Annotated in this window: 8 protein-coding genes; 3 read left to right on the top strand and 5 right to left on the bottom strand. The window is 42.1% G+C overall.

Annotated features, from left to right (window positions below):
* Positions 1-94 precede the first annotated feature (94 nt).
* Positions 95-1,468 (bottom strand): dicarboxylate/amino acid:cation symporter, encoded by a 1,374-nt coding sequence (locus tag B3S92_RS09390; RefSeq protein ID WP_296205310.1) that lies wholly within the window; start codon positions 1,466-1,468, stop codon positions 95-97.
* Positions 1,469-2,147: 679 nt separating this feature from the next.
* Between B3S92_RS09390 and B3S92_RS09385 the strand changes: the two genes are divergently transcribed.
* The gene (locus tag B3S92_RS09385; protein WP_296205307.1) at positions 2,148-3,089 is read left to right on the top strand and encodes a LysR family transcriptional regulator; all 942 of its coding nucleotides are present in this window, start codon (positions 2,148-2,150) and stop codon (positions 3,087-3,089) included.
* Positions 3,090-3,251: 162 nt separating this feature from the next.
* Here B3S92_RS09385 and crcB read toward each other — a convergent pair whose 3' ends face one another.
* The 4 genes from crcB to B3S92_RS09365 all read right to left on the bottom strand — a co-directional run bounded on the left by crcB (position 3,252) and on the right by B3S92_RS09365 (position 5,954).
* The gene (crcB, locus tag B3S92_RS09380; protein WP_296205306.1) at positions 3,252-3,626 is read right to left on the bottom strand and encodes a fluoride efflux transporter CrcB; all 375 of its coding nucleotides are present in this window, start codon (positions 3,624-3,626) and stop codon (positions 3,252-3,254) included.
* Between the two features lie 45 nt (positions 3,627-3,671).
* On the bottom strand, positions 3,672-4,712 hold the full coding sequence (gene tsaD, locus B3S92_RS09375; protein WP_296205303.1) for a tRNA (adenosine(37)-N6)-threonylcarbamoyltransferase complex transferase subunit TsaD: 1,041 nt from the start codon (positions 4,710-4,712) through the stop codon (positions 3,672-3,674).
* A gap of 165 nt (positions 4,713-4,877) precedes the next feature.
* Entirely contained in the window at positions 4,878-5,414 is a 537-nt protein-coding gene (locus B3S92_RS09370) for a c-type cytochrome (protein ID WP_296205301.1), read from the bottom strand.
* A 168-nt stretch (positions 5,415-5,582) separates the two neighbouring features.
* A complete protein-coding gene (locus B3S92_RS09365; protein WP_296205298.1) occupies positions 5,583-5,954 on the bottom strand; it encodes a hypothetical protein in 372 nt (123 codons plus the stop codon).
* 592 nt (positions 5,955-6,546) lie between these two features.
* Here B3S92_RS09365 and rpsU point away from each other — a divergent pair.
* A complete protein-coding gene (rpsU, locus tag B3S92_RS09360; RefSeq protein ID WP_007394316.1) occupies positions 6,547-6,762 on the top strand; it encodes a 30S ribosomal protein S21 in 216 nt (71 codons plus the stop codon).
* 277 nt (positions 6,763-7,039) lie between these two features.
* Entirely contained in the window at positions 7,040-7,489 is a 450-nt protein-coding gene (locus tag B3S92_RS09355) for a GatB/YqeY domain-containing protein (protein WP_296205289.1), read from the top strand.
* Positions 7,490-7,499: the final 10 nt, after the last annotated feature.

Raw genomic sequence — 7,499 nt, 5'->3', positions numbered from 1 at the left:
ACTTATGGGGTTCAGTTCATAAATATTGGGGCTTTTTTACGTATCATGGCTTTACAGGATGACTTTATAGGGAATAACGCTTTACTAACGAAAACTAGCGCTTATTCAAATCATCATATTCACTACCCATAATGCCATCACTCATAACATGAGCAAATTCTTGCTCACTTTCTGGATCAATGTACCCATCAAACACATCTTTGGTGCCCGCTTCTGGGTCATTATAAACATCTAGATCCATTTTCCCTTCTGATTTTGCCACGATAGCAGTCACTGCCGCATCACCACCGACGTTCACTGCGGTACGTAGCATATCAAGCAAACGGTCCACACCTAAGATCAGACCAATACCTTCGATAGGTAAGCCCACTTGAGCAAACACCATTGAAAGCATAATTAGGCCCACACCCGGTACCCCAGCGGTACCCACAGATGCCAGTACTGACATTAAGATAACCATTAGGTACTGGCCAGCACTTAAATCTATACCGTATAAGTTGGCGATAAAGATAGTGGCTGTACCTTGCATAATGGCGGTACCATCCATGTTGATGGTTGCACCAAAAGGAATAGTGAATGACGCTACCGAGTTATCAACACCCATACGCTTAGTTACAGTGCGTAAGCTCACTGGAATAGTGGCGTTCGAGCTTGAAGTACTAAAAGCGAAAATCTGTACTTCACGCATTTTGGCTAAGAAGGTTCTTACCGATAGTCCTGAAGTAAACTTTAGGATAATCATCATGGTCACAAAGAAGTGGAAAGCCAAAGAGCCTACCAATACAGCCACATAACCAAATAAAGACACCATCAAGTCTAAGCCTAAATCTGACATAGCTTGGACTAACAGTGCAAACACGCCATATGGGGCTAGATTCATAATGATGGTTACCATTTTCAAGATAACTTCATTAATCAGCTCTAGACTTTGGACCAAACCTTTAGCAGGCCTACCTACCATCAAAATACTAATGCCAATTAAAATGGCAAAGAAAATGATAGACAGCATATCGCCATTGGCCATGGCACTAATTGGGTTAGACGGAATGATATTCGAGAAAACGTCAATTAAAGGCGGCGCATCTTTGGCTTCAAAAGCGTTCTCAGGCTTAAGGTTCATTCCTTTACCAATGCCAAATATCGAGCCCAGACCAATGGCCGTTGCAATAGCAATGGCCGTAGTGACCATATAGATAAAGAAGGTCTTAGTACCGATACGACCTAGTAAGCGGATGTCGCCAATACCACAAACCCCACAAATAAGTGAGATTAGCACCAAAGGCACAACCAACATTTTTAGCGAGTTAACAAACAGCTTACCAATAATACTAAATAAGCCATTTACTAAATAATTGTTAACGAAACTACCCTCGGCGTTTAAGCCGGTATAGTTAAAAATTAGTCCTAGAATGATACCTAGTACCATTGCGACCAGAATCTTACTGGTCAAACCCATATTTTTCCACATAGCTTTATCCTCAATGCATAACCCTATAGGCAAGTGCCTTAATTTGTGAGCACACTTGCTATCTCAGAATACTGGTTTAAAAGGGAGATGCTGAATTCATTCATTAGCACAGCAGCGGGGATAGAAAAAACATCGTTTATGGCTTAATAGCCCTGTTGTTTTTTCACTCTGCTATAGACAATTTCACTATGACTAACTGCTTTATTGATTTTTATGTTTCTCGTTATCTAAAGTTGATAACAGAAGTAATTGTCATAAAACCAAGGCAGTTATCCATCTTCCTTGTGAGTTTTGAGTCACAGTCATTAAAGACATTAACGTTCATTAAGCAGATATTAGCGGTTTCAATAAATAAAGATCCCGGCCAATGCTTCTCAACTAATAGTTACTCTAATGTAAATCTATGTGACTCCTTGGTATGGCATTCAATATAAAGTAAAAGTTACCTCTATCGCAAGTTATTTTTATGATACCTATTCTCATGAGTTATTACTCGTACAGAAACGGCCTACCTTTTTTAGTCGATTTCTACTTATATCAACCTTGACTTCACCTCACCAAAAAGCCGATTCCCCACTTTTTAACTCCAAGAATTTAGAACTTAATGAAGCAGATGAATATAATCTAGAGAATGGGGTAGAATAGAGACTAAAGCCATCCAATAAAATGATCTAAAACTATGCTTGAGCTTCGTCATTTACAAACCCTTTCTGCCTTACGTGCCCATGGTTCACTTGCCGCTGCTGCCGATGAACTTCATGTCACCGCCTCTGCCGTCTCGCACCAATTAAAAGAGCTAGAGAATTATTACGGTGTGAAACTGGTGAATCGTCGATCGCGGCCTCTGACTTTTACCCCCGCGGGTAATGTGGTGCTAAAACTGGCTGACAATATTTTGCCTCAAGTCGTTAGAACCAAAAACAACTTAAAAAGACTGGCTCATGGCCAAGCCGGTCGTCTTCGTTTGGCTTCAGAATGCCACAGTTGTTTTGATTGGCTCATGCCTATTTTGAATCAGTTCCGACGCGAATGGTCAGATGTGGAGCTTGATTTTGCCACAGGCTTTGAGCCGGAGCCGCATCACCTGTTAATGGAAGGGGACATTGATTTATTAATCACTACCAGTGACTTAGAGTTGGAAGGCATCTGTTACCAGCCTCTATTTACCTATGAAAGCCGCTTGGTGTTACCCCCTACCCATCCGCTAGCCAGCAAACAAAGCATTGCTCCAAGTGATCTTGTGGATCAAACCTTGATTGCTTATCCAGTAGAAGCCAAACGACTGGATGTGATTGCCAAATTCATGGCGCCCGCTGAAGTCAATTTTGCCAAAATACGTACTACAGAATTGACTGCTATGTTGATTCAATTGGTTGCCAGTGAGCGGGGCGTGGCGGCTTTGCCTGACTGGGTAGCCGCAGAATATGAGAAAAAAGGATGGATCGTGACACGGCCTCTTATTTCTCCGAACAGCTCGAATAAAGACTTACCCCCCTCTATGCAAAATCAAAATAGACATGGGGTGTTTTGTCAGTTATTTGCCGCCACTCGCGAAAAAAGCCAAGAAGTCGCTTATATGCAAGGCTTTGCTAAGCTATTAGATGAGCTGGTAAAGCCCTAGCAAAGAACCTAGCTATGGCAAGAAAGGATGACTTAAATTAAGAAAAGATAAGAAAGAAAAAAATAAAGTTAGGCGGGTTTTAACCAAGCTATCAAAGAGTTGGATAAGCTGAGGTGAGATAAATAGACAGGCTTAGATAGGGATAATAAGTTTACAACGAGTTTAAGACAGCATCAGGCGAGTGACATAATATCCTAAGGCAGTGGCTGTCAAAGTCAGTAGCACGTGTAGCCCTATTAAGCCTAAACCTGCCACAACCTTTCCATCATGCAATAAGCCAAACACCTCGCTGCTAAAGGTACTAAAAGTAGTCAGTCCACCCAAAAAACCGGTAATCACAAACAGCTTAACGTTCGGATGCCAATTTTGTCCTACTTTTACGAAGACTACCATGGCCATACCGATTAACAGGCCGCCGAGGATATTAGCCCCCAAGGTGCCCAAAGGGATCCAAGCGTGCAGCGGATTGAGCTTAGCCAACCAAGCTCTTAAACAGGCCCCTATTGCAGCTCCGATACCTATTGCTAACCACTGCATGTACTGTCCTTATTTACCCTTATTGCCAAGCTAAAACTCATTAAATTAAGTCAAAGCTGGCAAATCACTAATGGTCCATCTAGGCACACAGCTGACTGCCAAACCATCACTCTGACCGGCTTGCAGACGCTGATATCCCGCGTAAGCAATCATTGCCCCATTATCAGTACACAGCTCTAACGGAGCATAATGCACCGTGGCCTGAATTTTTGCCAACTCTTGTTCTAAAGTTTGACGCAGGTGTAAATTGGCACTCACCCCACCGGCGATAACCAATTGCTTCATGCCAGTCTGTTTTAAGGCTTTAACACACTTTTTAACTAAGGTATCTACCACAGCATGCTGGAAACTGGCCGCAATATCGGCTCTGACTTGCTCATCTGTATCTGATCCTGGGGTGTCTTTAATAAGATTATGTACCGCTGTTTTCATACCACTAAAAGAGAAGTCCAATCCTCGGTGTAACATGGGTCGGGGCAACTCATACTTTGAGGGGTCACCATTTTCGGCCAAGCGCGCCACATTCGGACCCCCTGGGTATGGCAAGCCTAGCATTTTAGCCGCTTTATCAAAGCACTCACCCGCCGCATCATCGATGCTCTCGCCTAAAATTTCATAATCGCCTATGCCATGGGCAGCTACCAATAGCGTATGACCCCCTGATACCAACAGAGAGACAAAAGGAAATTTGGGAGGATTAGGACCCAATAAAGGGGACAACAAATGTCCCTCCATATGATGAATCCCAATGGCTGGCACGTCTAATCCATAAGCTAAGCTACGACCAAACAATGCTCCAGTCATCAAGGCACCGATAAGACCTGGTCCTTTGGTAAAGGCAACCGCATCAATATCCTCTTTGCTGATATTGCACTGGGTCAATAACTCATCAAGTAGCGGTACCAATTTGCGGATATGGTCGCGACTGGCAAGCTCAGGCACCACACCCCCATAAGTGGCATGCAGTTCAATCTGAGAATACAGAACTTGGCCTAGCAAACCACTTTTACCTGCTGCAAGAAGCTCGCTATCAAAGATGGCCAACCCTGTTTCATCACATGATGTTTCTAAACCTAAAACTTTCAAGTCGCACCTACTGTTTGATAATTGAAGTATTGTGTCGCCTATTTTTATCAATCATCCGTTTAATTTGATGAAGATACTTATATTTGATAAAGACAATCATGACAAAAAAATACCGCCACTATGTCTACACAGTGGCGGTATTTTAGCAGAATATCAAGGGCATTTTTAGCTTTCGCTAGCCTGTTCAACCATATAATCTACTGCAGCATGTACCTGCTCTACAGTTACCCCATTAATAGCTTGAGGTGGCATGGCCTTGAAACCTTCTGCTGAGTGCTTATACAAAGTCTCTTTACCTTTAGCAATACGAGGCGCCCAGTCTGTAGTATTGCCAAACTTCGGTGCACTTAACAGCCCTTTTTCGTGACATTGCTTACAGTGCGATTCATACAACTCCGCCCCTGCTTCTGCTGATAAAGGGGCAGCAGCTGCTGCATCAGTGCTGGCTTCAACTTCTGTATCAGCCTCAGCTTCTGGCTCTGCCGCTTCTTCTGCAGGCGCTACTTCTGGCTCTACCACTTCAGCGGCCGGTTCGGTAGCCACACTTTCACTGGCAGCAGGCTCAGCCACTGTCTCAGATTCTGAGCCATCACTACAACCGACTGCCATGCCTAAAGTTAGGAGACCTGCTAAAAGCAGTCCTGCTTTACTAAAAGGTGCCAATCCGTTTTTACCGCCTTGTTGTTTATTTATATTTAGCATGAGAATCCTCATATTAGCTTTTGAAATTTTAAGATAAAAAATTGTGCAAGCCATAAACTCAGTAAAAACTGACACCCTTAACTCAAACCCACTCTACTCTTTACTTAGAGCTAAAATCTTCACTTAGAGCTAAATAGCTTCCTAAATGTATAATAGGTAGGCGTTGTATTATTGAGCTTCTTCTTCTGTAGCTGTTGCTTCTGGCGCTTCTGCAGTGGCTGTTGCATCAGTCGCTTCTGCGCTTGGAGTAGCTTCCGCAGCCGCTTCATCCGTAGCTGCCGCATCAGTAGCACCCTCTTCAGCGGTTGCTGTGTCTGCAGCAGGTTCAACCTCAACAATATCTTCGGCAGCTAATGGCTCAGGCTCTGGAGCGTTTGCTCTAGCCAGTTCAGCCGCTTCATCTACTTTATCTACCGCTTTAACTTCATGATCCTTACTACCACACGCAGTCAAAGTTAGAGTAGCACCTAGCATAACTGAAACTAAAGTTGTGGTACGAGCTGCCACTTTTTTATTGCTTAGAAGAGCCGTTAATGACATTTGTTACTCCTAAAAGGGTTGTTGACATAAGGGAAATACAAAACTAATTGCTGCTATTTATCGCAAGCCTAAGAATCCCTTATTTATAGTTAAGTTAACTTACCGGCTAATAATATCACAACCCTTTCACAGTCACTATCTTAAGCACAAAATTTTCATTGAGTTTTTCAGTCAACCTTTCAGTCCGTAGTGTCAAAACTGTAATACAACTTACAAACTTTTCAATATCATTCATTTAAAATGAATGTTTAATGCTGATTATAATCGCTTTTAATCTAGTCTTCAAACTTATTTTTCAGTATTACAGAAGTTTATACTCTCTATTATTAAATCGATTACTGCGCATTAATCAGTACAAATTGCGCTGATAAATAGTTCAAGACTGCCACTAAGCACGATTCCACCTAACTTGACATTAGGCGGATATTTTAGTACAATCTCGCTCTTATTCTAGCATTCGTATAGAATGAATGATTTTATCCTAGCAATAGCTGATGCCGTAACCCTATGAGACACTACGGCTAATACCAATCACACAGCATTGTTAATGTCCCTAGTCTCTAATTTCCACTACTTATATTAAGGAGTCTGCATGCCTTCAGTTAAGGTTAAAGAAAACGAACCTGTTGATATCGCTATCCGTCGCTTCAAGCGTGCCTGCGAAAAAGCTGGTGTTTTATCTGATGTCCGTAAGCGCGAGTTTTACGAAAAGCCAACGCAAGAGCGTAAGCGTAAAAAGGCAGCAGCCGTAAAACGCTACAAAAAGAAATTACAGCGCGAGTCTATCCGTACAACTCGTATGTACTAATCGATTCTATTCTCAGTTTAGCTTAAGGCAGTCTAGCTTAGAGTTAAGTGAGTTTAGAATTACCAAAACCCTAGGGTTTTGGTAATTGATTAGAAAAAGCCACCTTATTTTGTCGCCTACCTCGCAACCATGCTTGGAGCGCCATAATAAAGGTGGTTTTTTTTGTGCTAAAATTTTATATAAAAATTATTTTATAGCAAAATTATAACGGTAAAATAGTTGCTATTAGCCGATACTAATAATTGATTTGATAACCATAAAAAAATAGGAATAAGCCATGAGTGCCTTAAAAGACCGCATCACCGAACAAGTAAAAACGTCGATGAAAGCCCGCGAACTAGAGAAAGTCAAAGTATTACGTAATGTACAGTCTGTGATTAAACAAATTGAGATTGATCGCAAGGTGGACTTAGATGATGCTGGGGTACTAGAGATCTTACAAAAGCAGCTGAAACAGCGTCAAGAATCCTTGAATGTGTTCCAAGACAATGGTCGTGAAGACTTAGCCCAAAAAGAGCAATTTGAAATCGATATCATCAACGAGTTTATGCCACAGCAAATGAGTGATGAGGAGTTGGCCGCTCTGATTAATGAAGAAATAGCAGTGCAAGGTGCCAGCTCAATGCAAGATATGGGTAAAGTTATGGGCGCATTAAAGACCAAAACTGCGGGCCGTGCTGACCCAGCGGTAATGTCACAATTGGTAAAAAAAGCGTTGATGGGCTAATCTCTATTTA

Source organism: Psychrobacter sp. UBA3962 (genome assembly GCF_002385225.1).
Taxonomy (GTDB): domain Bacteria; phylum Pseudomonadota; class Gammaproteobacteria; order Pseudomonadales; family Moraxellaceae; genus Psychrobacter.
The sequence above is the reverse complement of the archived record's forward strand: the minus strand, read 5'-3'. Positions and strand labels throughout refer to the sequence as shown.